Source organism: Streptomyces sp. NPDC056835 (assembly GCF_042789485.1).
In the GTDB taxonomy this organism is placed as follows: Bacteria; Actinomycetota; Actinomycetes; order Streptomycetales; family Streptomycetaceae; genus Streptomyces.
On the sequence record NZ_JBHUBB010000047.1, the window covers coordinates 21,834 to 48,809 of the forward strand.

The window sequence follows — 26,976 nt, forward strand, 5'->3', positions numbered from 1 at the left end:
TTTCTTCGACAGCGCGTGGTTACCACGTGGAATCCCCGCGCAGCACCACATCGGCGCCCCCGTCCAGGAAGATGGTCTGCCCCGTCATATGGCCGTTCTTCTCGCTCGTGAGCCAGGCCAGCAGTTCCGCGGCCGCCACGGGCTCGTAGGGGCCGCCCAGCGGCATCGGGCTGCCCGCCTCGATGCGGCGCCTGGTCTCCTGGTCCTCGAAGAGCCGCTTGAGCAGTTCGGTGCGGACCAGGCCGGGGGCGACCGCGTTGAGCGGAATGCCCGCGCCGGCCCATTCCGCGTCGACGGCGTGCCGGCGGATCCATCGCGACAGGGCCCGCTTGGTCGTCCCGTACACCTGCCCCGCGACAGCGGCACGGGTCAGGGCGTCCTCTTCCTTCCCGTCCAGCATGATGTCCAGGAGCTGCTGGTCGAACGGGTGGACCGATGTGATCGAGGAGACGGCGACGACGCGTGGAGCGGGCGAATCGCGGAGCAGTGGACGCAGGCCGTCCATGGTGGCGATCGCACCGTAGTAGTTGATCGCGACGGTGGCCGGTCCCGCGATGTCGACGCCCGCCACGGCCAGGATCGCGTCGATCCTGCTTTCGCTGAGCTGGGTCACCTGCTCGACCAGGGCGGTACGGCCCTCGGGCGTCGAGAGGTCGGCGATCACGTCGGCGTCGCGGAGGTCCACCCCGATGACGCGGTGCCCCTGGGCCTCCAGGAGCTGCTTCGTCGCCAGACCGATGCCGGAGGCGGAACCGGTGACGACATGGATCCGCGGCGCGTTCGAGGCGGCGCCGCTCGCGCTGAGAGCATCATTGTTCGTCATGTCTGTAAAAATATCGACGTGAATGTCGACGGTCAAGTGGGGCGCATGCCGTGACGGGCTGGTCGTTGCCGTCATCCGTTCAGCCGGTGGCGCCCCAGGCCGGCCGCCTTGAGTGCGCGCTGGGCGAAGGCGTCGTCACGGCGCTCCGCCATCTGCCGCAGCGCATCCTTGCGGTCCCGTGTGGAGAGCCGGTCGAGATACGTATGGCCGACGAGGTGATCGCTCTCGTGTTGCAGACAACGGGCGAAGTAACCCGCACCCTCGATGACGAGAGGGCTGCCCTCTTTGTCGAACCCGCGGGCCACGGCCCGATCGGTGCGGGGAACCGCCATGCCGGCGCCGGGCACGGACAGGCAGCCCTCGAAGTCGTCAACGAGCCTGCGGCTACCCGGATCGGGCAGGTCCAGAACCGGGTTGATGATGTGTCCGACATGCCGGATCCCCTGGTCGTCCGGGCAGTCGTAGACGAACAGCCGCAGGTCGACACCGACCTGGTTGGCGGCCAGGCCGGCGCCGTCGGCCACGTACATCGTCAGGAACATGTCGTCGATCAGCGCCGACAGCTCCGGAGAGCCGAAAACGGTCACCTCCTGGCACGAACGGCTCAGGATCTCCTCGCCCACGACCGTGACCCGGCGCACCGAACCCCGTTCCGTCTCCGGCGGCAGAGCCGGATAGGAGTCGACGGGGCGCCCTTGCACACGGACCCGCCGGTCGACGGGACGGGACCGCTCGTGACGAACAGACATAGCTGTCTCCCCATTTCCGCGTACGCCACAGAGGCCACGGACGACACCGCGGCCTGACGCCCGCAAGCAAGACCGCTTGCCAAGCTCTTTGCAAAGTAGCAGACTTTGCAAAGTGACTGAAGATGACCTCAACACCCCGCCCGACCGGACACGCGACACCGGCGAGGAGCTGCGCGAGCACGACGTCCGCAGGGCCCTTATGGACCTGCTCGCCGAAGTCGGCACCGTCACGGCGACCGAAGCCGCCTCCCGGCTGGGGTACAGCTCCGGTCTCTGCTCATTCCATCTGCGGCAGCTCGCACGCCATGGATTCATCGAAGAAGCCCCCCGTAGCGGGGGCCGCGCACGCCCCTGGCGTCTGGCGCGGCACTCCCCGGCTGCCGCCGGGCCCACGGAGGAGCGGTTCGGCGACCTGGCCCGGGGGCTGGAGGACGAGAGCTGGCAACGATGGCTGACCCAGCGCGACGAGGCGCCGTCCGAATGGCGCCACGACGAGGCCTTCAGCGCCGTCGCCTATCTGACGCCCGAAGAGATGAGCCGGGTCGCGGACACGATCCGGCGGGCGCTCGCGCCCTACCAGGACCGCGAACAACGTCCCCTGGCCCGGCCCGACAACGCTCGACCGGTGGCCCTCATCACCCGGCTCTTCCCCCTGCTTCCCCACGCGGCAGAGCTTCCCCGCGCGACAGGTGACGCGGACCAGGACTGAGAGGTCGTGGTTCCTCGACGGGCGCCCGTCGCGTTCCCCTCCGGGCCGGTGTCTTCCTCGGCAGTGTCCTGACGCGGGTCTGGGGCTGGCCCCGGATCTTCCGCGCCGTCGCGGACGCCACGGGCGCCGTGGGCGCCGCGGAGAGCGCCACATGGCTGCTTGGGCTCTTCGCTGAGTCACCCGTCCATGGCCTGCCGGATCCATCGCTGTCGGATCCAGCGCCTGGCGGGTTAATTATCGCAGTGCTGTTATATTAGCGCTGTGACATTTTCTGACCCACCAGTACTGCCCGACCCCTGGCAGTCGCCGCAGGAGCACCTTGTCGAGCCGGCGCGATGAGGGGGCGTGTCCGGTTCCTCGACACCCGCCCGCTGCGTGGCAGCCGACCGTTCCGCGACCTGTGGGTCGGCTCCGCTGCCTCCCAACTCGGCGGGCAGATAGCTGTCGTGGCGGTGCTGGCCCAGGTCTGGGACCTGACCGGCAGCCCGGTGGGCACCGGCTTCATCGGGCTCGCCACCGGCCTGCCGATGGTGCTGTTCGGGCTGATCGGCGGCAGGTTGGCGGACACCGTTGACCGCCGTGCGGTGGTACGGGCCACCACCGCGGGCCAACTGCTGGCCGCCGCGGGGCTGTCTGCCCAGGCTCTGGCGGGCAACCGGAACGTGCTGCTGCTGCTCGCCCTGGTCGCCATGGGGACCGCCTGCGGCGCCCTCGGCGCCCCCGCCCGGCGCACCTTCCCGGTCCGGCTGCTGCCGGCCGACCAGGTCGCGGCCGGTCTCGCACTGACCAACGTCTCGTTCCAGGCGGCGATGCTGGCCGGGCCCGCGCTGGCCGGGCTGATCATCGCCCGCTGGGACCTCCCCGCCGCCTACGCCGCCCAGGCCGTGGCCACGGCGATCTCGACGCTCTCGGTGATCCGCCTCCCGGCCATGAGACCCGAGGGCGCCGACGCGGCCGGCGCCAGGCGTCGGCCGGAGCGCGGCGGCTGGCGGGTCGTCCTGCGCCGCCCGACGCTGTGGGGCTCGATGGCCACCGACCTGTCCGCGACGCTGCTCGCCATGCCGGTCGCGCTCTTCCCGCTGGTCAACGAGATCCGCTTCGACGGCAACCCACAGACCCTCGGCCTGTTTCTCTCGGCCGTCGCGGTCGGAGGGATCACCGCCGGCCTTCTCTCCGGCACGGTGACGCGCTGGCGCCGCAGCGGCCTGGTCCAGCTGATCGCGGCCGGCGTCTGGGGCCTCGCGCTGGCCGGTTTCGGCTTGGCCGGGCCGCTGTGGCCGGCTCTCGGCTGTCTGGCCGTGGCCGGCGCGGCCGATACCGTGTCGGTCGTCACCCGCAGCGCTCTGGTCCAGTTGGAGGCCCCGGACGCGTACCGGGGACGGGTCTCCTCCGTGGAACACGTCATCGGCGTCGCGGGTCCCGAACTCGGCAACTTCCGCGGCGGCCTGCTGGCGTCGGCCACCTCCGCCCCCTTCGCGCTGGTCGCCGGCGGCCTGTCCGCCACGTTGGCGATCGCCGCCGTGGCAGCGACCAACGCCTCCCTCCGCGCCTACCGCAAGCCGCCCGCCGCCCACGGGCCGACCGTACCCAAGGCCGCCGACGCGTCGACAGCAGCCGGTTAGGTCCTGTCCGGCTGGGCAGTTCCCTATTGGCTGAGCCGAGTGCGCAGAGCGGTGATGAACCAACTGAAGACCGGCGCGAGAGTAGGCGGTACGGACCAACCGTTGATGATCGACAGAAGCCGCCAGTAGTGCTCCGCCCGGGGGTCCGCGCCGGCCTCCAACCGGGTGACGAGCCAACGCCGCAAGTCGGCGTCGTCGGCGCGTCCGAAAGTCTCGGCATAGAGAGCGGTGAGGGAATCGAGGACGGGCGCCGCCCGGTCGGATGCCGGCTGGATTCCCGCCGCGAGAGCTTCGCCGACCTGCTCACGCACCGCTGTGGTCAGATCGTGATGCAGGCCGGTCGTGTCGCCCTGAGCCCGCTCCGCCGCCTGGTGTTCGGCCATCCTTCGGACAGCGGCCCGGAAGTCCGCGTCCTGGCAGAGTTCGGCGAGTTCGACCCACGCCTCGACCTGCTCGGGAGCGGCGTCGTCGGGGAGTTGGGGCATGGCCGAACGCATCATGGCCACGAACTCGGGGTTGGCGTCGAGGCCGCCGAAGGCGTCGTCGATGAAGTCGTTCACCAGGTGCTGTCGTTCGTCTTCGGAGAGCTTGGCGAGACTGTGCATGAGATCCAACTCCTCTGTTGTGGAGCCACGCCTGGCTACCGCTCGCAGTACGGATCGCCGCAGCCGGAGCGTACGAATCTGCACGTCCAGGGCATCGGCGTGCGCCGCCGCCACCTCGGGTACGGAGAGTTCCCGGTCGAGAACCCTCCTGATGGTGGAGAGGTCCAGCCCGAGGTCGCGCAGGGTGCGCACGAGATCGAGACGTGTGACGGCGTCGATGTCGTAGAGCCGGTAGCCGGCCGGGCTTCGGTCAGTCGGCGGCACGATTCCCGCGTCCGAGTAGAACCGGATGGCCTTCACCGTCAACCCGGTTCGCCGGGCAAGGTCACCAATCGCGTAGAGCGCGTCGCCGTTCATGTCCTCCACTGTGCTGTCTCCCCCTACCGGAGACTCAAGCGTGGTACGGAGCGCGGACCGCGGATGTGTTCCATCAATGGCGAGGATGTCCGTCCGTGTGGCAACGGGCACGCCGGAGCGTGGCTGGTTCGAACCGGCGTGGACGGCGCGCTGGGGGGTGAACGCGCCGTGGCAACGCCCCGTTCGGACTCCGCACGCTCTACCGACGGCCACGGGCCGCGGCAATGATGAGCGGACCGCAAGTGATCCAGGTGACTCCGCGCATCTGCCCCTCGGCAGGTGGACACGCGGTGGAAGGAATCCACGTTGTTGCTTCTCATCTCCCCGGACAGCGTCGAGGAAGCCCTCGACTGCGCGAAGGCGGCGGAGCACCTTGACATCGTCGATGTCAAGAAGCCCGACGAGGGCTCGCTCGGCGCGAACTTCCCGTGGGTCATCAGGGAGATCCGCGAAGCGGTCCCGGCGGACAAGCCGGTGTCCGCCACGGTGGGAGACGTACCGTACAAGCCCGGTACGGTGGCTCAGGCGGCGCTCGGTGCGGCTGTCTCCGGAGCCACGTACATCAAGGTCGGCCTCTACGGATGCACGACGCCCGAACAGGCCATCGATGTCATGCGAGGGGTCGTTCGGGCGGTGAAAGAGTATCGGCCGGACGCGTTCGTCGTCGCCTCGGGCTACGCCGATGCCCACCGGATCGGCTGCGTCAACCCGCTCGCACTGCCCGACATCGCCCACCGCTCCGGCTCCGACGCGGCCATGCTCGACACGGCGATCAAGGACGGGACACGGCTGTTCGACCACGTTCCGCCCGGCGTCTGCGCGGAGTTCGTCCGGCTGGCCCACGAGGCCGGTCTGCTCGCCGCCCTCGCGGGCAGCGTCAAGGTGGGAGACCTCGGCGAACTGACGCGCATCGGCACGGACATCGTGGGGGTGCGCGGGGCGGTCTGCGAGGGGGGTGACCGCAACACCGGAAGGATTCAGCCGCAGTTGGTGGCCGCCTTCCGGGCGGAGATGGACCGGCATGCCCGGGAATACGCGGCTGCCGTCGCCGCCGCGAGCTGACCGCCGGCATGCCGACACGTCAGCCCCGTCGCGCGCCCGAGACGGACGGTGGGCGCTTCGCCGTCCTCGATCCGGCAACGGGCGAGGCCTTCGACGAGGCTCCTGATCAGCGGCCGGACGAGCTGGACGCCATCGTCGACCGGGCCCACGAGGCCTGGCGCGGCTGGCGGGCCGACCCCGTAGCCCGCACCACCGCGCTACTCGCGGCTGCCGACGCCGTGGAGGCGGCCGGGGCCGACCTCGCTCCGCTGCTCACTCGTGAACAGGGCAAACCCCTGGCGGAGTCGTACGCGGAGATCGCCCGCACGGCGGCCCGCCTGCGCTACTTCGCCGAGCTGGACCCGGGGTCCCGGCCGATCACGGACGGCCGACCGGTACGCGGCGAGATCCGCTGGCGATCGCTCGGGCCGGTCGCCGCGATCGTCCCGTGGAACTTTCCCCTCCAGCTCGCGTCGGCGAAGTTCGCGCCCGCGCTCGCCGCCGGCAACACGATGGTGCTCAAGCCCTCCCCGTTCACACCCCTCGCCACACGGCTGCTGGGGTCTGTCATCTCCACCGCCCTCCCCCCGGACGTACTGACGATCGTCACCGGTCGCGAACCCCTCGGTGCTCGCCTCGCGTCCCATCCGGGGATACGCCACGTGACCTTCACCGGTTCGATTCCCACCGGACGGGCCGTCGCGGAGGGCGCGGCGGCCTCGCTCGCCCGGGTCACCCTGGAGCTGGGCGGTAACGACGCCGCGATCCTGCTGGAGGACGTGGATGTGGAGCGGATCGCGGACCGGCTGTTCTGGGCGGCGTTCCGTAACTGCGGGCAGGTCTGCATGGCGGTCAAGCGCGTCTACGCCCCGGCCCGGCTCTACTCGCGGGTGGTCGACGCCCTCGCGCAGCGCGCGAAGACCGTCGTCGTCGGAGCCGGGCTCGACCCGGGCTCGCGGCTGGGGCCGGTGAACAACGCCCCCCAACTGGCCCGGATCGAGCGCTACACGGCTCAGGCCATGGCTGCCGGCGCCCGAGCCGTGGCCGGTGGCCACCGGCTGGACCGGCGGGGCTACTTCTTCGCCCCGACGATCCTGGCCGATGTCCCGCCCGAAAGCCCGGTGGTGATGGAGGAACAATTCGGCCCGGTCCTGCCGGTGTTGCCGTACGGGAGCCTCGACGAAGCCATCGAGGCGGCCAACAACACGGGCTTCGGGCTGGGCGGCTCGGTATGGGGGACCGACCTCGACCGGGCCGAGGCGGTGGCGGACCGGCTGGAGTGCGGGACGGCGTGGATCAACCACCACGCCGAACTGTCCCTCGCCCAGCCCTTCGCCGGCATCAAGGAGAGCGGTGTCGGCGTCGCGGGCGGGCCGTGGGGGTTCTACGGAAACCTCAGGCCGTTCGTCGTGCACCGTCCGGAGGTAGCGCTCGTGCACCGTCCGGAAGAAGCGCTCGTACACCGTCCGGAGGAGGCGTGACCAGGAGGTTCGGCGCGGCGGTACTGCGCTCGTACGAGAGCCGATTCGCCGTCGAGGAGGTGATCCTGGACGCGGGACCGGCCGACGGCGAGGTCCTGGTGAGGATCGCGGGCTGCGGGATGTGCCGGACCGATCTCGCGGTCCGGCGTTCGGCGGGCCGCTCACCGCTGCCTGCGGTGCTCGGCCACGAGGGTGCCGGGGTCGTCGTGGAGACGGGCGGCCCGGACACCGGCCTGAGCGCCGGTGACCATGTCGTGCTGAGCTTCGACTCCTGCGGTCACTGCCGGAACTGTCTGGGCGCGGCCCCCGCCTACTGTGATTCCTTCGCCTCGCTCAACCTCTTCGGAGGGCGCGAGGAGAACGCCGCGCGGTTCACCGACGCGGCCGGGGGCGAGCTGGCGCCCCGGTGGTTCGGCCAGTCCTCGTTCGCCGAGTACGCGATGGTCCCGGCCCGCAACGCCGTCCGGGTCGACTCCTCACTGCCCGTCGAACTGCTCGGACCGCTCGGCTGCGGCTTCCTGACCGGCGCCGGAGCGGTCTTGAACTCCTTCGGCGTCAACCCCGGCGACACCCTCGCGGTCTTCGGCGCGGGAGCGGTGGGCCTGGCCGCGGTGATGGCGGCCACCGCCGCCGGGGCGGTGGTCGTGGCCGTAGACCGGCACCCCGGACGGCTGGCTCTCGCCGAGCGGTTCCGCGCGATCCCGCTGCACGCCGCGTCCGCCGATCTGCCCGACCGTATCCGGCGACTGACCGACGGTGGCGCGCGGTACGCGCTGGACACCACGGGCTCCGCCCAGCTGATCAACGACGCGCTCCGGGCCCTGCGCCCGACCGGGCACCTCGGCCTGGTGGCACGGCTCCACACCGCGCTGCCGCTCGAACCGGGGACACTGGACCGGGGCCGGGGGATCTTCCACATCTGCGAGGGGGACGCGGTGCCGGGACTGTTGATTCCACGGCTGACCGGACTGTGGCAGGCCGGGTTGTTCCCCTTCGACCAGCTGATCCGTACGTACCCGCTCGCCGACATCAACGAGGCCGAGCGCGACTGCGACGCGGGCCGCGTGGTCAAACCGGTCCTGATTCCGGGGGGAGAGGAGCCGATGAGCGAGGCGTTCAAGGCCACGCACCGGTCCGCCTGACGGCAGCGCCGCGGGCACGGCAACGCCGCGGGTACAGCAGCGTTGCGGGCACGGCAGCGTTAGGGCCGGGGCTTGTTCGCGAACACCCACCGGTTGCCCGCCAACGCGTCGTTCTGCTCGGGCAGCGGGCCGCGTCCATGCCGACGGGTGAACTCGAAGGGGGTGTGGACCGATGTGGACCAGCCCTTGCCCGCCAGATCACCCGCGGAGTCGGGCCGCGGCTCTCCGTCGAACAGGTTGAGCAGGTCGATGCCGATCTGTTGTTTCGTCGAGGTGTAGAGCGGGCTGTCGCGGTATTCCAGCAAGTCCCTTTCGAGCTTGACCTCGTACGCCAGAGCGCTTCCCCCTGCGCTCAACCGGTCCACCGTGTCGATGAGATACGTCTCGGCGGCGCTGGGCAGATAGAAGAGCAACCCCTCGGCCAGCCAGACGCTCGATGCGGCCGTGTCGAAGCCGGCGTCGGTCAGCGCTCCGACCCAGTCGGCGCGCAGATCGATCGGGATCGGTACGCGCGCCGCCTTCGGGGTGGCCGACAGCCCGCCGAGCACCTTGTGCTTGAACGCCAGTACGCCTTCCCTGTCGATCTCGAAGATCACGCAGCCGGGAGGCCAGTCGAGTCGGAACGCCCGCGCGTCCAACCCCGCCCCGAGCAGGACGACTTGGCGGGCGTCCGCGTGCACCGACCGGAGGAGAAAGTCGTCGAGGACCCTCGTCCGCAGACCGAAATAACGCGCGAATCGCCCCCACAGCGGGTTCGCGTCCCCGTCCGGAGCCTGTTGCATGCGGACCGGCCAGCCCGCGGACGCCGGTGCGGCGAGCACGAAGTGCTCCGCGTAGACGTCCCGTGCCAGGCTGTCGCGGCGGTGGGTCTCGATCGCCCGTGCCGCGGCGACCAGGAGAGCGGTCAGGCCGACACCGCCTTCCACGCCTTCCACACCGGTGTTCCGATGGGCTGTGCCGACCATGTGTCCTCCCTTGAGGCGAGTTGAGACCACGAACAGCGAGGAAGAGGAATACGAAGAATGGATCCGCGGCGAACGCACGAGCCTGTTCCGGCCGCGTGCGGTTCGGTTCGGTGATCCGGTCCACGTCCCTTTTTGAGGGGCGGGGCCCGTGTACGGACTGTCGTGCTCCCAAGGCCATGCCTTGTCGGATGGCGCGAATGGAATTCGGGATTGATCGGCCCGGCATGTCCGGCCCGAATCCGACGCCGGACATCCCGCGGACTCATCACTATCCAGTCGACGATCGCCCCCTGTATGAAAAGCCAATCGGATTCACCCGAACAGGTGGGCATCGTTCAAGGGCCCCCGAAACACCCCGAAGTGTGCTGTGCCCCCACCGGACCCGGGTGACGAATACTCATACATTTCAGCCTTCTGAGTGGTGAGTAGGCCGATTTCTGGACATATCAACTGGCCTCACGCGTAATGGAGTTGCGTGTGTGCTGGTACTGCATGGCAGGCCCAGACGCACGCGTCCAGATGGAGGGTCGTCCAAGGAAGGAGAAGAAGCATGTCTGAGAACGACGAACTGTTCGAGGAGATGGCGCTGCCCAAGGCGGAGGAGACCTTTGCCGGGCACAGCTGTTTGTCAGCCGTCGCCGCGGCCGACACCGAAGTCGAGGACGAGTAAGTAGCGCCAGAAGCATCCTCCCGCCGCCCCACTGGCGGGAGGGTGCCCCTCTCTCACCCCTGACGCTCCATCAAGAAGGCGGACCGCTTTGGACACACACGCTGCCTCCTCGCTCGCACCACCGTCCGTTGCGCTCACCACCCGGCGCGATGTCCGGCTCGTCGCGCGCGGCGACCACCTGTACGTCTGCGCGAGCACCGGCATGCTGCGGCTGCCGCCCTCTCTGGCCGAGCCCCGGGAGGACAGGGACGGGAATCTCCCCCTGGACGCGCTCCCCGAGCGGGTGGTTCAAGGGCTCCACGCCCGCGGCCTGGTCCACCAAGGGGGTGAGCGGGAGGCCCACCCGCTGTATGCCTCGGGTGGCGACGGATTCGAGGATCACGTGGTGGCCGTCGCCGACGGCGGTGCTCTCGGGGAGGGCGTCTCGTCGCTGCTTCGACGGGCCGGAGTGAGTGTGGCCCCGGCCGAGGCGCCACAGGCCGGAGCCCAGGCCCCGGCCGTCGCGGTCCTGCCGTTGTCCTTGCCGGAGCCCGAGCTCCAGCGATGGGCCCAGGTGTCGATGGACAACGGCATCCCCCTCATCGTCTGTCTGAGCACCCCGAAGCGGCTGCTGTCCGCCGTTCTCGCACCGCCCCACACTCCTTGCCCGGTGTGTCTCGTGCGCCGTATCCGTGCGAACCACGTCTGGCAGGCGGTGGCCGATCTGCCGCTCGACGTGCTGCTGGGGGCGGCCGACAGCGAGGCGTGGCCCACCACCGCCATCGCGTCCGGGCTATTGGCACACGAGACCCTCAGGCTCCTCGGCGGCCGGCCAGGACCGGAGCAGGGGACCCTCGTCGAGTTCGACCACCAGGAACTGGAGCGCACCCGGCACGCCCTGTTCCATACTCCCGGCTGTCCCGGCTGCTCCTCACGCGCCCGTACGCCACGGCGCGACGACCCCGGCGACACCGGCGTCCGCGCCTGCTGGGAGCGGATGCGCGGTGCGGTCGACCCGCTGACCGGACTGGTGCTGGAACTCCGCGTGGACGACGGGGCCGGAGAAGAAGGCGACACGACGTACGCGCGCACCGCCGGACGTACCACGACGAGTTGGTTCTCCCCGGTGGATGCCGAAGCACGTGGAGGTGCCGTCAAGAGCGATCCGGTCACCGCCCGGGTCTGCGCCGTGGGCGAGACAATGGAGCGTTACGCGGCCGGAGTCTATGGTCGCGACCAGCTTGTGCGAGCCTCTTTCAGCGACCTCGGCGACGACGCCATCGACCCCCGTGACCTGCCATTGGGCTCAGCCAAGGAGTACGCCGACCACCCCCGCTACGGCCCCTTCGCCCCGGACACCGAGATCGACTGGGTGCGTGGACGCTCCTTGACGACGGGCAAGACGCGGTACGTACCGGCCTGCGCGGTCTATCTGCCCTACCGGTTCCCCAAGAACCACCGGGCATGGTTCGACCCCATCTCCACCGGGCTGGCCGCGGGCAGCTGTTACGAACACGCGGTACTTGCCGGGCTGATGGAGGTTGTCGAGCGGGACGCGAGCGTGGTGTTCTGGGAGAACCGCCTCACCCTGCCCAATCTGGACCTGACGAGCCTGCCGGACGGAGTACCACGTCGCATCGTCGACAAGCTCACCGCCGCCGGCGTCGCGGTCACGGGCAAGGACCTCACCACCGACCTCGGTATCCCGGCCTTCGCCATCCGCTGCCGGGAAGACACGGAACGGCGGCCGGTGACCGTACACGCCGCCCGGGCGGACCTGGACCCGCACGCGGCCCTGCTCGGCGCCCTCGAAGAAGCGTGTCTGGGCCGTGCCGGCGCCGCCACCTGGCAGAAAGAGCTCGACGCGGGTGCCCGCATCCCCGCCGCGGACGCCGCGCTGGACACGCTCAGGGACTTCAGCCTCTACTACTGGGACCACGACCGGGCGCGGCACCTGGAGTTCTGGCACGACGGTCCCTCACGGCCCGTCCCGCAGCCCAGGCCCTCCCAGGGGTTCCAGGCGGACGTCGACGAAGCGGTCCGGCGCCTGGCGGCAAGTGGCTACGAGGCCATCAGCGTGGACATCACTCCCATCGACGTCGCCGAGTGCGGTGTGTCGGTCGTGCGCTCCCTGGTGCCGGGCCTGTGCCCCATCACCCTGCGCAGCGACTTCCACCGGCGCGGTGGCCCTCGTGTCTTCCACGCACCGGTGGCGATGGGCGCTCGCGCGACCCCCCTCAGCGAGGACGATCTCAACCCCCTGCCGCTGCCCTTCCTCTGAGACCCCCCGAGGCACCGGACCCGCTCAGGAAGGACCACACCCGCGTGGACACGCGAACGCTCTTCCGCCGTAACCCCGACCTACTGCTGGAGTGGGACGACCACTCCGGATCCGTGCTCGTCGACTCCCGCAGCGGCCGGAAATTCGTCGCCAAGCCGGAACTGGTCGACCTGCTCCAGCAACTCGACGGCCCACTGACGGCGGACGAACTCAACGCCCGGTGGCCACACCGGGCGGACGCCGAAACGACCCGGACGCTACTCGAACGGCTGGCCTCCGCGGGCATCGTCCGCCACGACGACAAGGAGGGCGCCGCCCCCGCAGCCGACGGCCTGACACCGTACGAACGCGCCTGCCACGCGCAGGCCGGGCGCGGACCCCTGCCCGGCACGCAGCGCGGCACACCGCCCCCCGCCCGACTCCGCCACCCTGAGGCCACCGGGACCGTATCCCTGCCGGACGCCCGCGACCTGCCGAGCCGCACGCTGGCTGAGGTGCTCAACGAGCGGCGCAGTATCCGCGACTTCGCCGCCGACCCGGTGCCGCTGAGGCTCCTCGCCGCGTTCCTGGACCGGTCCGCGCGGGTGCGCGGTTACCTGCCACCGCGATCCTACGAGCAGACGCAGCGCCCCGCGCCGTCCGGGGGCGCCCGGCACAGCCTGGAGATCTACCTGATCGCCCGCGACGTGGAGCACCTACCACCCGGGGCGTACCACTACGACGCGTTCGAGCACGCGTTGCACCGGCTGTCCGACTGGAACGACGACCTCGCCGCGCTCCAGCAGCGGACCATCACCCTCCCGGCGCTGCTGAACGAGGCGCCCCCGGCCGGGCTCTATCTCGCTTCCCGCGCGGACCGTACGGGCTGGAAGTACGCGGGGATGGCGCTGAGCATGATCTATCGCGACACCGGCTGTCTGCTGCAGACCATGTGCCTGACCGCCACCGATCTCGGCCTGGCGTCCTGCCCGACCGGACGGATGGAGGTGCCGGTGATGGCTCCCTTCCTCCACTCCTACGACCAGCGGCTTTTGCACGTGGGAAACCTGGCGCTGGGCCTACCGGACCCCTCTGCCACCACCACCGCTCCGACACCGGCTGACCTCCCGGCCGACTGAACGGCTGACCGGATGACAACTCCAGCGGCCGCACCCGCTGCCCCGGCCACGCGGTAGGCCACCCGTAACCGCTGGGCACCGGTTCATCGACCGCCCGCGTTGCGCTGTGCGATCCGCAGATTCTGGGCGATGTTGTCGCGGAGCCCGTGTCCGTCGGGCAGGCGTCGGCTGGCGGCGTACGCCTGGCGCAGCAGTCTGAGACCGTCGGTGACGGCCCCGGCAGTGAACAGGGTCATGCCCAGTGTGCTGGCGGTGGTGAGGCTGTCCTCGTGACCGTCGCCGAGCCGGCGGATGCGGCGGCGCAGGGTGTCGTCCAGGATCGCGACCGCGTCGGACGTACGCCCCTGGACGGCGAGCGCGGCACCGTAGTTGTGGGCGTAGCCGAGGGTATCCGGATGGTCGCGACCCAGGACCCGGGCCGCCCGGTCCACGGCCTCGCTGTGCATGGCCGCGGACGCGGACAGCTTGCGCTGCTGGTAGAGGACAGACCCCAGCAGATTCAGCAGGCCGATCGACTCCGGGTTGTCGGTGCCGAAGGCGTCGTCGCAGTCGGACACCAGCTGGCGTATCAGCGACTCGGCCTGCTCAAGGGCTCCCTCGTCGAACAGGGCGCGGGCCGTGCGCATCTGCCTGCGCAGGCTCTTGCGCTGCCGACCGTTGCGCCTCCACACGGCGGCCCCTCTCCTCGCCCGACCGTTCCGTCAACAAGCCTAAGGGGAGAGGGTGTTGAGGGGCAGAGGTGCGCAGGTGCTGCACCTGGGTTTTTACGGTCGCGGGGCGCCTCCGGCCCTCGGGTTGATGGCACGATGGGAGCACATGGGCTGAGCGGTGGGAGGAAGCCGATGATCGAATCCCTGGCGGTTGTCGCCACGGCCGCGTCGACGACGCTGGTCGCGGCGATGGCCACGGACGCCTGGGGGGCCGCGCGCACGGGCATGCTGCGCGTGCTGCGCCGTGGGAACGAGGACGAACAGGCCGGACTCGCCGCGCAGTTGGACGGTGAAGCGGCCCTGGTCGGGGCCGCGGACGACCCCGACACGGCGCGGCGGACACTCAGGCCCGCCTGGCAGCTGCGCCTGGAGCAGTTCCTGCGGGACCACCCCGAAGTGATCGATGATGTACGGGAGTTGACGGAGCGGTTGAAGGGTGAGCTGCCCCGCTCCGAGCAGCCCTGGGTACAGCACATCGAGGCACGTGACCATGCGCAGGCGTTCGGTGTGCAGCACGGCGACGTGATCATCCACCAGGAGCCCGGGTCCGGCCGCGGCGGCCCGGTGACGTGACAACCCAGCACGTCACAGCCACCGGCGGATTCGCCTACGGCGCCATCGGCGCGGACATCCACGTCTTCGGCGACGGCACCCCGCTGTACCTCCTGAAACAATGGTCGCCCGCCCCCGAGCCCGAGGCCGCGTGGCTGACACAGCAGCCCAGCCGGATGCTCAACGCCCGGTTCGCCGTCGCCCCGTTCACCGGCCGCGACAGCGAGCTGTCGGCACTGCGGTCATGGTGCGTCGAGGGGCCGCGGCGGGCGGCGCGTTGGCTGCACGCGCCGGGCGGCCAGGGCAAGACCCGGCTCGCGCACCAACTCGCGCACGAACTCGACACGCGGGGCTGGAAGGTGGCCACCGCGGTCGAGGGGCCGGGCAGCGTACTGCCGCCGCCGGGAAGCCAGGACCTGCGCCTCGACGGCGCGGCGGGGCTGCTCGTCCTGGTCGACTACGCCGACCGCTGGCCGCTCACCAGTCTGACGTGGCTGTTGAGCAACGCGCTGCTGCACCAGCCGGAGGTGCCGACGCGGGTCCTGCTCCTGGCACGCAGCACCGATCCCTGGCCGGCGCTGCGCGCCGCACTGGCCAACGAAGAGGTCGACGTGTCGGCCCAGGCGCTGGGGCCCCTCACGGTGGCGGGGGAGCAGGGGCAGCGCGGGGACGACCGTGGCGCGATGTTCCGGGCGGCGCGCGACAGCTTCGCCGCCCGGTACGGGATCGCCCCGGCGGCCCGGCAACCCGACCTGAACCACCCGGACTTCGGGCTCACACTCGCCGTGCACATGGCGGCGCTGGTCGCGGTGGACGCCCTGGCCGCCGGCCGCCGGGCCCCGCGGGATCTGGCGGGGCTGACCGTCTACCTCCTGGACCGTGAGCAACTGGGCTGGGCCCTGCTGCACGACAAGCGGGGCCAGGGACGGGTCACCGTCCCGCCGGCCGTGATGAACCGGGTGGTCTTCGCCGCCTCGCTGGGCGGATCCCAGCCGACCGGACGCGGCACGCTCCTGGTCGACGCCTTGCGGCTCGCTCATCGCACGACGACCGTGCTCGCGGATCACGCCGTGTGCTATCCGCCGCCCGACTCGGCGGACGACACCGTCCTTGAGCCGCTGTACCCGGACCGTCTCGCCGAGGACTTCGTCGCTCTCACACTGCCGGGCCACCCCGCCGACTACCCCGCGCAGCCCTGGGCCGCGGACACGGCGGCCACGGTGCTGCGCGGCGGGGGCGGTCCCGCCCGTACCGTCACGGCGCTCGCCACGGCGGCGGGCCGCTGGCCGCACGTCGGCGCCACCTGTCTGTACCCGCTGCTGACCGCCGATCCCGGGCTCGGCGTCGCCGCCGGGGGCGCGGCGCTCACCGCCCTCGCGGACCTCGCGACCATCGAGCCCGGCCTCCTTGAGGACATCGCGGCCGAGGTGCCCGATCCGGTCCCCGCGGACCTGGTCGTGGGGCGGGCGGCCCTCATGGTCCGGCTGTTCGAGCACCGGCTGGCCGCCACGGACGACCCTGCCGCGCAGGCCCGGCTCTTCGTCAACCACGGCAACAACCTGAACGATCTCGGCCGTTCCGAGGAGTCCCTGCGCTCCGCGCAGCGAGGTGCGGAGCTCTTCGGCGACCTGGCCGCCACCGACCCCGAGCGGTACGAGGAGCACGTCGGCCGCGCCCTCACCAATGTCGCCGGCCAGCTGGCCCGACTCGGTCGGCCGGACGAGGCGCTGAGCACTCAGCGGCGAGTGGTGGACATCTTCGAGCGCCTGACGGAGACGGACTGGGCGGCCCATGCGCCGGACCTGGCCACCGCACTGGCCAATCTCGCCGGAAGCCTGGAGCTGTCAGGGCGCTGGGAGGATGCGTACCGCGCCAACGAGCGGGCGACGCTGACCTACCGGAGCGTTGTGGCCCATGACCCGCGCTACCGCCGGGGGCTCGCCATCGCCCTGACCAATGGGGCGTCCTTGACATTCCGTCCGCCCGCCGGAGCCGACGCGCTGCGCGAAGCGGTCGCCCTGAGCCGGGAGTTGGTGGCCGACGGCGCGCTTCCCGAGGACACGCCGCTCGTCCCGTCACTGTCGCGGCTCCGTGAACAGCTGTCCGCCGACGGCCGCCACGCGGAAGCCGTCGACGTGGCGCGGGAGATGGCCGCGATCGGCCGGCGTCTCGCCGAGGCCAGTCCACAGCACTACGCCGAGGCTTCTGCGACCTCGCTGATGGATCTGCACACCGCCCTCATCGACGCGCGCCGTCCGGGCGAAGCGATGGCGGTCGGTGAGGAGGCCATCGCCCTGCTGCGGCGGCTCGCCGACGCGGCCCCGGCCACATACGAAATGAGACTGCTGGGCGCGCTGCACGCGCAGAACGACGCCCGGCGGTACGCCGGCCTGCCGGAGGATCCGGAGGCCGACGCCCGGTCCCCGCGGGTCGACCTGGACCACGTGCGGCGGATCCCGGCCGCCACCATCACCGTGTACGGATGGCAGCCGCACCCGCGCCGCGCGCACGCCCTGTCGTCCGCCGTGCTGCGCGCCGAGGCCAAGCGGCTCGCGGGGCTTCGGGACTGGCCCGCCTACTGGGAACTCGTCTGCGCCGCGCCCCTGGCCGACGCCGTGCGGCTGGTCCGCCGGATGCCCCGGCGCGGCTGGTCCCCCGCGTCCCTCTCGGACCGGGAGCTGCTGCCCTGGCTGCGCGCCACTTCGCCGCGCGGCGCCGGAGCGCTGATCGCCGGCGCCGCGGCGGGGGCCACGCGGCCGCTGCCCGAGGACTTCGTCCTGTACTCGGCCGCGTACGGCGCCTTCGCGCACGGCGGCGGCGTTCTGGCCGTGGCCCACGTGGTCGACGGGCCCGACGGACCCGACGGCGGAACGGCTGAGACGATCGAGACCCTTGAGGTGGACTCGGGCCTCCGCACCGTGCTGTACCGCGGTCCCGTCTGCCACGCGTCCTTCGCCTGCCTGGGCACCGACGACGTGGTCGCGGTGCGGCGGCCCACGGGGCGCCGGGCGGAGGCGGAGCTCGTCCGGCACGGGCCGGGGGGCACCCGGGTTCTCGCGCAGGGCGATCGGCTCACGGGTCTGCGCGTGGCCGCCACGGTCGGCGGGTGCGTGGTCGGCCTCGCGCTCGTCCCGGCGGCGTTCGTGCTGGGCCGTACGGGCGAGCTGCGTCAGGTCGACCTCCGGGACTGGGCCCTGGCCCGCGGCGACCGGATGGCGGTGACACCGTCCGGCGACCGGATGGTCCTGTGCGACGGCCACCGCCTCATCGCCGCCGACTCCACGCTCACCAGAGCACTGGCCGCGGCCACCGTGCCGCAGGGGCACGCGGAGGTGTCGGATCTGGTCTTCGCCGACGAGGACCTGCTGGTGACGGCGGGGAACCAGGGCGGTCTGATGCTGTGGCGACTGGGCGGGGCCGAACTGGAGCCGGTGGCCCGGCGGGACACCGTCCGGCTGTCCGAGCTGTTCGCCGTGCCGGCCTGGGGAGTGGTCGGCGGCAAGGCCGGCTCGGAGGACCGCGTTCACTTCTTCGACCCGGCCGACGGTCTGGCGCCGGTCGCCGCCCCGTCCGCAGTCGTCGGCGACGCCGGTCACCTCAAGGCGGTGGCGGCCGCGCCGGGCGGGCGGTACGTCGCGTACGCGGGCCAACTCGACGTCACCGCTCCGCTGCGCCGCCGCTCCTTCGCGTGGCTGACCAGGGTGCACGACCTGCATCATCCCGGCGCGCTGCTGCACCGCCCGCTCGCCGCCTTCGGCGACGCCGAGCGGGACGCCCTGGCCCGCGCGAACGGCACCGATCCCCGGCTGCGCGATCTGTTCCGGCTGGCCCACTCCCTCGCCTCCCGCCCCTGACCGCACCACGCCGAGGCGGGTCGATTTCCCGGAAGAGCCGTGGCGGAGTGCGAAAGAAGTATCGGGCGATCTCTTGACCGGCGCGCACCGGAGGTCCACAGTACTCGTTAATGCGCATTACTAATACGCATTAACGATCCGGAGGAACACGGTGGAGGAACCCAGGAAGCGGGCCCGGCCAGGCCGGACCCCCGCCCCCGCGGGCCGTACGTCGCGACCGCGCCAGGCCGAGGTCGCCAGGCTCGCCGGGGTCTCGCAGGCCACGGTCTCGCTGGTACTCGGGGCCCGGAAGCAGGGCGCGACGATCTCCGAGGAGACCCGGCAGAAGGTGCTCGACGCCGTACGCAGCCTCGGCTACGTCCCCGACCCGGCGGCCAGCCGCCTCGCCGCCGCGCGAAACAATCTGCTCGGGGTCTTCAGCTTCACGTCCACCTTCCCGACCGATGTGCAGCACTCGTACTACCCGTTCCTCGTCGGTGTCGAGCAGGAGGCCGCGGCACGCGGCTACGACCTGGTGCTCTTCACCGGCTCCAGCACGGGCGGCGCGGGGGCCGCCGGACCGCACGCCCTCAACCGGGTGCGGCTCGCCGACGGCTGCCTCTTCCTCGGCCGCCACGCGCCGGCCGACGAACTGCTCCGCCTGGTCGCCGACGGCTTCCCCGTGGTCCACCTCGGACGCAGGGACGAGCTGGAGGGACTGGCGTGGGTCGGCGCCGACTACGTCAGCGCCAGCAAGGAAGTCGTCACGCACCTCGCCGGGCTCGGCCACCGGCGGATCGTGCTGGTACGGGAAGACGACGAGGCCGCCGCGTCCACCGACCGTGAGCACGGTTTCCTCAAGGGGCTGGAGGAGGCCGGACTGCCCGGCGGCCCGGCCGCCGTCTTCCGTTCCGCCGCCCCGGAGCACGACCTCACCGCCGAGCGGCTGCGCGGCTGGCTCGACGACGGCGTCACCGCGTTCGTCGCAGAGGAGACCGACACAGGGGACGCCTGGCGCGCGTTGCACGGCGCCGCGCACTTCGTGGGCATCGACTGCCCGCGCGACGCGTCGCTCGCGCTGCTCGGCAGCCCGCCGCCGGACCTGTCGGACGGTCCGGCGCCCACCGGATTCGACATCCCCCGGCCGCAGTTGGGCGCCGCCGCCGTGCGGATGCTCGCCGCGCTGGTGGCGGGGGAGCAGGCCGTGGAACCGCTGGTCGCCTGTGCCTTCCGACCCGGCACGACGGCGGGCACGCCACCCGTCCACCACTGACCCGTCCAGCCGTCCAGCCGTCCGACACCGCACCGCCCGTACCGCCCCGACGCCGGCCGGCCACCCACCCGCACCACCAACCGCAAACCAAGCGTCAACCGCGCCACGCACACACCGCACTTCAAGGAGATCCGTGACATCCGCACCCGACATCCTCATCGTGGGCTCCGGGCTCGGCGGCGTGGCCGCCGCCCTCGCCGCCTGCCGGGCCGGACGCACCGTCGTCCTCACCGAGGAGACGGACTGGATCGGCGGCCAGCTCACCTCCCAGGCCGTCCCGCCGGACGAACACCCGTGGGTCGAGCAGTTCGGCACCACAGCCTCGTACCGTACGCTGCGCGAGTCCATCAGGGACTACTACCGCCAGTGGTACCCGCTGCGCTCCGAGGCGCGGGCCCTCACCGATCTCAACCCGGGCGCGGGCCGCGTCAGCAAGCTCTGCCACGAGCCGCGCGTCGCCCTCGCCGTCCTGGAGGCGATGCTCGCTCCGCACCGCTCCTCGGGCCGGCTCACGCTGCTGACCGAACACCGCCCGGTCGCCGCCGAGCCGGGCGACGACGACACCGTACGGTCCGTCACGCTCACTGACCTGCGGGACGGCACCCGCCGTACGATCAGCGCCCGTTACGTCATCGACGCCACCGAGACCGGCGAACTGCTCGAACTCGCCGGGGTCGAGCACACGATCGGCGCCGAGGCGCGGAGCGAGTTCGACGAGCCGCACGCCCCCGAGGAGGCGGCGCCCCTCAACCAGCAGGGAATCACGGTGTGTTTCGCGCTCTCCCACCACGAGGGCGAGGACCACACCATCAGCCGGCCGGCCGACTACGACTTCTGGCGCGCCTACCGGCCGGACTTCTGGCCCGGACCGCTGCTCGGTTTCCTCGCGCCCGACCCCCGCACCCTGGAGGCCGTACCGCGCACCTTCGTCCCCAACCCGGACCTCGACCCGCTCGACGTCACCGCCGACCAGTCGGCCGACGCGGGTGACAAGGAGCTGTTCGGCTTCCGCCGGATCCTGGCCCGCAAGCTGCACCGGCCCGGCGCCTTCGACTCCGACATCACCCTCGTCAACTGGCCCCTCAACGATTACTGGCTGAAGCCCCTGATCGGCGCCGGGGAGGAGACGTCGGCCGCCGCGCTCGCCGAGGCGCGCCAGCTGTCGCTCTCGGTCCTGTACTGGCTCCAGACCGAGGCGCCGCGCGCCGACGGCGGCACGGGATTCCCCGGACTCCGGCTGCGTCCCGATGTCACCGGCACGGCCGACGGGCTGGCCAAGGCGCCGTACGTACGCGAGTCACGCCGTATCAAGGCCGTCACCACCGTCACCGAGCACGATGTCGCGATCGACATCGTCGGCCCCTACGGCGGCACCCGCTACCGGGACTCCGTCGGCGTCGGCAACTACCGCATCGACCTGCACCCCTCGACCGGCGGCGACAACTACATCGACATCGGCTCCGTGCCCTTCGAGATCCCCCTCGGCGCCCTCGTACCGCGCCGCGTCCGCAATCTGCTGCCCGCCGGAAAGAACATCGGCACCACCCACATCACCAACGGCTGCTACCGGCTCCACCCGGTGGAATGGAACATCGGCGAGGTCGCGGGCGCGCTGGCGGCGCACTGTGTCGCCGAGGGCGTCGAACCGCGCCAGGTCCAGGCCGAGGACAAACGGTTCGACCAATTCGCCCGGCTGCTCGACCGCGAAGGAGTCCAGCGCCACTGGCCCGACGTACGCGGCTACTGACATCGCCCGACAGAACGACGGCGACAGAAAAACGGCGGCGGACAGCCGGGCAGAAGCAGCTCCACCTGCCCCGCCCGGCCTACCGCCCGCGCCATGCCAACTGTGCACAAGGAGGTGCCCAAGCCATGAACACCCACCGCATCCGCGTCGGCATCGACGTGGGCAGAACCTTCACCGACGCCGTGGCCGTAGACGCCACGACCCTGCGACTCCTGGGGCAGGTGAAGGTCCCCACCAGCCACCATCACGAGGACGGCGTCGCCCACGGCATCGTAGAAGCTCTCGACCGTCTGCTGGAGCAGACCGGACACGCCCCGAAGGACGTGGCCTTCCTGGCCCACGGCACCACCCAGGCTACCAATGCCCTGCTGGAGGGCGACGTCGCCACCGTCGGTCTGATCGGTGTGGGCGCCGGTCCGAGCGCCGGGTTCACCCGAGGGCTCGCCGCCTTCCGGAAGCTCGAACTCACCCCCGGCAAGCGGCTTCCGCTCGCCTACGCCCATGTCGCCGACCCGGACGACGCGCCCGCCGTACGCGCCGCCGTCGACGCGGTCGTCCGGGAAGGGGCCCAAGTCGTCGTCGCCAGCCAGCCGTTCAGCGTCGACCGCCCCGAAGGCGAGGACACGGTCGTCGCGGTGGCCAAGGAGCGCGGTCTGCCGACGACCGCTGCGCACGAGATCACCTCGCTGTACGGGCTCCACAAGCGGACCAGGACCGCCGTCGTGAACGCCGCGATCCTGCCGCGCATGCTCGCCACGGCCGACCTGGTCGACACGTCCATCACCAAGGCGGGCGTGAGCGCGCCACTGATGGTGATGCGCTGCGACGGGGGAGTGATGTCGCTGGACGAGATGCGGCGCAGGCCGCTGCTCACCGTGCTGTCCGGACCGGCGGCGGGGGTCGCCGGCGCGCTCATGCAGGAGCGCGTCAGCGAGGGCCTGTTCCTGGAGACCGGCGGCACGTCCACAGACATCAGCGTCGTACGGCGCGGCAAGGTCGCCGTCCGGCACGCCACCATCCTCGGCAAGACGTCATACCTGTCGGCGCTCGACGTCAGGACCGTCGGTGTCGGCGGCGGCTCGATGGTCCGCGTCGGCGGCGGCAAGGTCACCGGCGCGGGACCGCGCAGCGCACACATCGCGGGACTGCCGTACGCCTGCTTCGCGACCCTGGACGACCTGCGGGACGCGAAGGTCAGCACGATCAGGCCGATGGACGACGACCCGGCCGACTACGCGGTGCTCGACGCCGCCGGCGGACGCTTCGCGATCACCATGACCTGCGCGGCCAACGCGCTGGGCCGGGTACCCGAAGGGGACTTCGCCCACTGCGACCCGGCCGTGGCCAAGGCCGCGATCGCGCCCCTGGCCGCCGCGCTCGGCACGGACGTCGCCACGGCGGCGGCCCGCGTCCTGGACGCCGGCACCGACCAGGTGAAGTCCGTGGTCGACGCGATGATCCGTGACTACCGCCTGGACAAGGACACCGCCGTGCTCGTCGGCGGCGGCGGAGGCGCGGCCTCCGTCACCCCGCACCTCGCGGCCGTCACCGGACAGGAGGGCAGGATCGCGCGCCACAACGAGGTCATCAGCCCCATCGGTGTCGCCCTCGCCCTCATCCGCGAGCAGATCGAACGCATCATCCCCGGCGCCGGCCAGGAACAGATCCTCGCCGTACGGGCCGAGGCCGAGGCCGCCGTCGTCGCCCAGGGCGCGGCCGCGGACGGCGTCGAGGTGGAGGTCACCGTCGACCCGCAGACCAGCACCGTGCGGGCCGTCGCGACCGGCGCCACCGAGCTGCGTACGCAGGACCGCGCCCACCGGGCCGACGAGGCCGCCCGGCTGCGCGCCGCCGCCGACAGCCTCAAGACCGACCCGGCGTCGGTGCGCGTGCTCGCGGGCACCCCCGCGCACACCGTGTACGGCACCGACGTGCACCGCCGGTTCCGCCCGGACCGCCACCCGGTGCGCGTCGTGGACGCCGACGGGGTCGTACGGCTCCACGCGCCCGACGCCCGCGTCGAGACCACCACCGTCCGCCGCGCGCCCGAAGTCCTCGCCGGGCTGGTGCGGGAGGCCACGTCGTACGGCGACGGCGGCATTCGTGCCCCCGCCCTGCGGCTGCTCCTCGGCTCCCGGATCGCCGACCTCTCCGGCGTACTCGACCCGCAGCCGCTGCTCGCACTCGCCCGCAGCGAACTGCGGGCACGCGCCGCCGACGAGCCGGTCATCGCCGTGCTGGAGGTGCGCTCATGACAGTCGCCCTGCCCGACCGTGCCGAGCTCGCGGCGATCAAGGCACTCGAAGCGACGGACGACATCGAGTTCGACGTCCGGCTGCTCGCGAACACCCCCACGCACGAGAGCCGCGACCCCGCTCTGCTGCGTCAATGGGCTTCTGCCGCCGACGAGTTCGGCGCCTCACTCGCCCCCGTCGCCCGGGCGCCCCACGTCGTGGAGAGCGGCGACGGCCTGGCGAAGGGCCTCCTCGCCCGCTACACCTCCAGGCCGGTCCCGACCGTCGAGCTGTTCACCGACACCCTGGCCCTCGCCGACGAGCTGATCGACCGCCTCGGCTGGCGCCACTGGTATCCGGCCGGGTCGGTACGGGCGGCGGCGATCGCCCACGAGGCCGTGCACGAACAACTCCACCACGGACCGGCGAAGACGGCCCTGAAGCGGTCCCTCGGCCACGTCGTGCTGCGCGCGGGACGCCACCGCCTGTACGGCCATGTCGCGGGCGCCGACGAGATCGCCGCCCACGCCCACGCCCGCACGGTCTGTGGCCTCGGCCGCAGCCCGCTCCTGCTGACGGCAGCCCTGGCCACGGCCACCGCGGCCGAATCGCCGCACGGGTCCTCGCAGGGGTCCCCGCACGGAAGAAAGAAGTAACCCCATGGGCGTCGTCATCCTTCTCGTCATGGCGGCCGGTGTCGCCGCGATGCTCACCCGCAGACTCCCCACCGCCTTCGCCCTCGTCATCCTGGCCGTCGTCATCGCTTTCCTCGCCGGCGCCCCGCTGACCGGCGAGAGCAGCGTCCTGGACACGGTCGTCCAGGAAGGCGCGCCGGCCCTCGCCGCCACGATGATCGCGATCCTGCTGGGCTCCTGGCTCGGCAAGCTCCTCGACGAGACCGGCATCGCGGGCACGCTCGTCCGCAAGATCGTCGAGTTCGGCGGCGACCGACCGGTCGTGGTCGCCCTCGGCGTCCTCGCCGTCTCCACCCTCGTCGGTACGGTCACGGGCTCGGCGCCCGCCGCGATGCTGGCCGGCATCATCGGCATACCCGCCATGATCGCCGTCGGTATACCCAAGGTCACCGCGGCCGGCACGATCCTGATGGGCATCGCCGCCGGTATGCCCTTCGAACTGCCCATCTGGCAGTTCTTCTCCACCGCGCTCGAACTGCCCGTGGACACCGTGCGCGGCTTCATGATGAAGTTGTTCCCCTTCGCGCTGGCCGCCGCCGTACTCTTCGTCCTCATCGAGACGCGACGACGGGGCGTCGAACACGCGTGGTCGCTCAAATCCGGTTCCCCGAAGTCCACTTCGCGCCGTGAAAAGCTCGGCGACGCCCCGTGGTACGCGCTGCTCACCCCGCTCGTACCACTGATCCTCGCCCTCGGTCTCGATGTCGCGATCCTGCCGTCGATGCTGGCCGGCGTCCTGTACGCGCTGATCACCACCACCCGGCCGGGCGAGATGAGCAAGCGGCTGCTGCGCACCCTGTACGGCGCCTTCGAGATCGCGGCGGCGCCGATCGTGCTCTTCATCGCGATCGGCATCCTGCTCGCCGCGGTGAAGCTGCCCGGCGCCGTGGAGGCGCTGGAGCCGCTGATCAAGGCGGTCAGCCCGCAGAACCCGGTGCTGTTCGTCGTGGTCTTCACCCTGCTCGTACCGCTCTGCCTCTACCGGGGCCCGCTGAACGTCTACGGCCTCGGCGCGGGCATCGCCGGTGTCCTCATCGCCGCCGGCATCTACCCGGCCGTCGCGGTGCTGGGCCTCGCCACCTCGTACAACCAGGTCTTCGGTGTGGCGGACCCGACCAGCACCCAGACCGTGTGGAGCGCGCAGTACGCCGGAGTCACACCGCAGCAGGTGATGCTGCGGACCCTGCCGTACGTCTGGGCCGTCGCCCTCGGCGGATTCTGCGTCACCGCCGCCAGCTATCTGTGATCTCTCACTCCCGGGACGGAGCACGACATGACACAGCACGACAGCGACCCGAAGCAGCGGCACGACACGCCTGAGCCGCGGCGCCCCGGCCGGCGCGTCTTCCTGCGCGCCGCGGTCGCGACCGCGGCGGTGACCTCCGGTGTGGCAGCCACCGGCGCTACGGCGGGCGGCGCGACCGCCGCCCCTGCCCCGGCGGGGGCACCCGCTGTCGCCGCGGCGCCCGGTGGATTCCCCGACTACCGTTATCTGAAGACGCTTCTGACGCCCTCCCAGCTCAAGTACAACCCCACCGGGGAGATCATCTTCCCGTGCGTCCGGGGCGTCTACGACAAGTTGGCCAACCCGCTGGGCCGTTACTACCTCTACTACGGCCCGCACGACGCGCCAGGCGGTATCTGCCTGGCCTACGGCGACTCGCTGGAGGGGCCGTTCACCGAGTACACCGCGAACCCGATCGTCTCCAACAACTGGCAGCCGCACTACAAGGTCTCCCATGTGGCCTCGCCACACGTCCTGTGGAACGAGGACGTCAGGGAGATGTGGCTCTACTTCCACGGGGAGAACAGTACGACCCGCCTCGCCCGTTCCAAGGACGGCATCACCTTCACGTACGACAAGGTGGTGCTCACCACCGCGATGCTGCCCGCGGGCAGCAGCGAGACCTCGTACGCGCGCGTCTTCCGGCACGACCTGCCCTCGCGCGACGCGCGCTACGTGATGCTCTTCATGCTCAACAACCAGTCCAACCACCGTGACATCGCCTGGGGTTGGTCGCGGGACGGCCGTGACTGGACGTTCGACCAGCAGCCGCTCGTCCGCCACTCCGACGTCGGGGCGAACAACATCGGCGGCCCGCACCTGCTGAGCCGGAACGGCAGCACGTACGTCGTCTACAACACCGGCAAGGAGAACGGCGGTAATCTGCTGATCACCGAGGTCGGCAACGACTTCAGCCGCCGTAATCATCTCGGTCTCTTCTACGACTCGGCCAACAGCGCGCCGGACAACGGGCGCAGTGCCTCGCCGAGCTTCGGAACCGACCGGGGGGTGCCGTACATGATCTACGAGGCGGGCGAGCGGCTTCAGGGCTCGATCGCGGTGGCACGCGGCTGACCCACCGTCGCCGGACGGGCCGTGGTGCGGC

The 26,976-nt window shown here is 71.4% G+C and carries 21 protein-coding genes; 16 read left to right on the plus strand and 5 right to left on the minus strand.

The annotated features are described in order from the left end of the window. Positions 1–19: 19 nt before the first annotated feature. Complete coding sequence (locus ACFRMN_RS35325) at positions 20–823, minus strand: SDR family oxidoreductase (protein WP_383027787.1); 804 nt, start codon at positions 821–823, stop codon at positions 20–22. A gap of 71 nt (positions 824–894) precedes the next feature. Continuing rightward, positions 895–1,572 (minus strand): peptide deformylase, encoded by a 678-nt coding sequence (gene def, locus ACFRMN_RS35330; protein WP_383027790.1) that lies wholly within the window; start codon positions 1,570–1,572, stop codon positions 895–897. Between the two features lie 112 nt (positions 1,573–1,684). Here def and ACFRMN_RS35335 point away from each other — a divergent pair, with 112 nt between their 5' ends. Together ACFRMN_RS35335 and ACFRMN_RS35340 are read left to right on the plus strand one after the other, a co-directional pair. After that, on the plus strand, positions 1,685–2,281 hold the full coding sequence (locus tag ACFRMN_RS35335) for a winged helix-turn-helix domain-containing protein (RefSeq protein WP_383027793.1): 597 nt from the start codon (positions 1,685–1,687) through the stop codon (positions 2,279–2,281). 335 nt (positions 2,282–2,616) lie between these two features. After that, a complete protein-coding gene (locus ACFRMN_RS35340; protein WP_383027796.1) occupies positions 2,617–3,903 on the plus strand; it encodes an MFS transporter in 1,287 nt (428 codons plus the stop codon). A 23-nt stretch (positions 3,904–3,926) separates the two neighbouring features. On the opposite strand, the gene ACFRMN_RS35345 is transcribed toward ACFRMN_RS35340, so the two are convergent. Continuing rightward, positions 3,927–4,865: a MerR family transcriptional regulator gene (locus tag ACFRMN_RS35345; protein WP_383027799.1), complete on the minus strand. Its 939-nt coding sequence runs from the start codon at positions 4,863–4,865 to the stop codon at positions 3,927–3,929. A gap of 306 nt (positions 4,866–5,171) precedes the next feature. Between ACFRMN_RS35345 and ACFRMN_RS35350 the strand changes: the two genes are divergently transcribed. The 3 genes from ACFRMN_RS35350 to ACFRMN_RS35360 are packed head-to-tail and all read left to right on the plus strand — an operon-like array spanning position 5,172 to position 8,529. After that, positions 5,172–5,927 carry a (5-formylfuran-3-yl)methyl phosphate synthase gene (locus tag ACFRMN_RS35350; RefSeq protein WP_383027801.1) on the plus strand — a complete coding sequence of 252 codons (756 nt, stop codon included), beginning with the start codon at positions 5,172–5,174 and terminating at the stop codon, positions 5,925–5,927. Between the two features lie 8 nt (positions 5,928–5,935). After that, positions 5,936–7,387, plus strand: coding sequence for an aldehyde dehydrogenase family protein (locus tag ACFRMN_RS35355; protein ID WP_383027804.1), 1,452 nt, complete (start codon positions 5,936–5,938; stop codon positions 7,385–7,387). Next, entirely contained in the window at positions 7,384–8,529 is a 1,146-nt protein-coding gene (locus tag ACFRMN_RS35360) for an NAD(P)-dependent alcohol dehydrogenase (RefSeq protein ID WP_383027807.1), read from the plus strand. Before ACFRMN_RS35355 ends, ACFRMN_RS35360 begins: the two co-directional genes overlap by 4 nt. 59 nt (positions 8,530–8,588) lie before the next feature. On the opposite strand, the gene ACFRMN_RS35365 is transcribed toward ACFRMN_RS35360, so the two are convergent. Then, a complete protein-coding gene (locus ACFRMN_RS35365) occupies positions 8,589–9,494 on the minus strand; it encodes a class I SAM-dependent methyltransferase (protein ID WP_383027810.1) in 906 nt (301 codons plus the stop codon). A gap of 550 nt (positions 9,495–10,044) precedes the next feature. On the opposite strand from ACFRMN_RS35365, the gene ACFRMN_RS35370 reads away from it, so the two are divergent. From ACFRMN_RS35370 to ACFRMN_RS35380, 3 genes are all read left to right on the plus strand, one after another. Continuing rightward, positions 10,045–10,164: an azolemycin family RiPP peptide gene (locus tag ACFRMN_RS35370; RefSeq protein WP_383027812.1), complete on the plus strand. Its 120-nt coding sequence runs from the start codon at positions 10,045–10,047 to the stop codon at positions 10,162–10,164. An 88-nt stretch (positions 10,165–10,252) separates the two neighbouring features. Then, positions 10,253–12,424: a TOMM precursor leader peptide-binding protein gene (locus ACFRMN_RS35375; RefSeq protein WP_383027815.1), complete on the plus strand. Its 2,172-nt coding sequence runs from the start codon at positions 10,253–10,255 to the stop codon at positions 12,422–12,424. A 44-nt stretch (positions 12,425–12,468) separates the two neighbouring features. Continuing rightward, positions 12,469–13,542, plus strand: a complete 1,074-nt coding sequence (locus ACFRMN_RS35380; RefSeq protein WP_383027818.1) for a SagB/ThcOx family dehydrogenase — start codon at positions 12,469–12,471, stop codon at positions 13,540–13,542. Between the two features lie 83 nt (positions 13,543–13,625). Here ACFRMN_RS35380 and ACFRMN_RS35385 read toward each other — a convergent pair whose 3' ends face one another. After that, positions 13,626–14,213, minus strand: a complete 588-nt coding sequence (locus tag ACFRMN_RS35385; RefSeq protein WP_383027820.1) for a tetratricopeptide repeat protein — start codon at positions 14,211–14,213, stop codon at positions 13,626–13,628. A 171-nt stretch (positions 14,214–14,384) separates the two neighbouring features. Here ACFRMN_RS35385 and ACFRMN_RS35390 point away from each other — a divergent pair, with 171 nt between their 5' ends. The 8 genes from ACFRMN_RS35390 to ACFRMN_RS35425 all read left to right on the plus strand — a co-directional run bounded on the left by ACFRMN_RS35390 (position 14,385) and on the right by ACFRMN_RS35425 (position 26,945). Beyond that, positions 14,385–14,825: a hypothetical protein gene (locus ACFRMN_RS35390; RefSeq protein ID WP_383027823.1), complete on the plus strand. Its 441-nt coding sequence runs from the start codon at positions 14,385–14,387 to the stop codon at positions 14,823–14,825. After that, the gene (locus ACFRMN_RS35395) at positions 14,822–18,658 is read left to right on the plus strand and encodes a hypothetical protein (protein WP_383027825.1); all 3,837 of its coding nucleotides are present in this window, start codon (positions 14,822–14,824) and stop codon (positions 18,656–18,658) included. Before ACFRMN_RS35390 ends, ACFRMN_RS35395 begins: the two co-directional genes overlap by 4 nt. A gap of 151 nt (positions 18,659–18,809) precedes the next feature. Continuing rightward, complete coding sequence (locus tag ACFRMN_RS35400) at positions 18,810–19,910, plus strand: LacI family DNA-binding transcriptional regulator (RefSeq protein ID WP_383027828.1); 1,101 nt, start codon at positions 18,810–18,812, stop codon at positions 19,908–19,910. A 133-nt stretch (positions 19,911–20,043) separates the two neighbouring features. Beyond that, entirely contained in the window at positions 20,044–21,657 is a 1,614-nt protein-coding gene (locus tag ACFRMN_RS35405) for an FAD-dependent oxidoreductase (RefSeq protein ID WP_383027831.1), read from the plus strand. Positions 21,658–21,782: 125 nt separating this feature from the next. Next, a complete protein-coding gene (locus ACFRMN_RS35410) occupies positions 21,783–23,912 on the plus strand; it encodes a hydantoinase/oxoprolinase family protein (protein ID WP_383027833.1) in 2,130 nt (709 codons plus the stop codon). Then, positions 23,909–24,547 (plus strand): hypothetical protein, encoded by a 639-nt coding sequence (locus ACFRMN_RS35415; protein WP_383027835.1) that lies wholly within the window; start codon positions 23,909–23,911, stop codon positions 24,545–24,547. The genes ACFRMN_RS35410 and ACFRMN_RS35415 overlap by 4 nt, the downstream gene beginning before the upstream one ends. A 4-nt stretch (positions 24,548–24,551) precedes the next feature. Beyond that, positions 24,552–25,832, plus strand: a complete 1,281-nt coding sequence (locus tag ACFRMN_RS35420; RefSeq protein WP_383027838.1) for a TRAP transporter large permease subunit — start codon at positions 24,552–24,554, stop codon at positions 25,830–25,832. A gap of 27 nt (positions 25,833–25,859) precedes the next feature. After that, the gene (locus ACFRMN_RS35425) at positions 25,860–26,945 is read left to right on the plus strand and encodes a hypothetical protein (protein WP_383027841.1); all 1,086 of its coding nucleotides are present in this window, start codon (positions 25,860–25,862) and stop codon (positions 26,943–26,945) included. The last annotated feature ends 31 nt before the right edge of the window (positions 26,946–26,976 follow it).